The organism is Streptomyces sp. SID13726, from assembly GCF_010548375.1.
Lineage (GTDB): Bacteria > Actinomycetota > Actinomycetes > Streptomycetales > Streptomycetaceae > Streptomyces.
Window position 1 is genome coordinate 1 of the sequence record NZ_JAAGLY010000735.1, and the last position, 401, is coordinate 401.

Here is a 401-nt window from a genome sequence, read left to right on the forward strand (position 1 = left end):
CCTGCGCGCCCAGCCGGGGCAGCAGTCCGGCGTGCAGCAGGGAGGACTTGCCGGCTCCGGAGGCTCCGACGAGGGCCACGACGCGCTGTCGGGCGAGGGCCGCGAGGAGGTCCTCGACCAGTCGCTCCCGGCCGAAGAACAGGCCCGCGTCCTCGGTGCGGAAGGCCGCCAGGCCGACGTACGGAGTCCCGTGCGCCCCCGCCCCGCCCGCCTCCCCCGGATCCTCCCGGGGCCGGGGCGCCTGCGCCGACAGCCGCACGGCGACGTCGTGCCAGCGCCGCTCCCACTCCTGCGCGTCGCCGCCGCAGGCCCGGACGTACGACAGCGTCACGTCGAGGCTCGGCAGGCGCCGGCTGGACGCGGCCCCGGACAGCGTCGCCACCGAGTAGTGGGCGCGGGCC

Annotated in this window: 1 pseudogene; it reads right to left on the reverse strand. The window is 78.6% G+C overall.

The window, feature by feature from the left end:
• Positions 1-401: pseudogene (locus G3I78_RS50020) on the reverse strand (hypothetical protein); the annotation flags it as partial.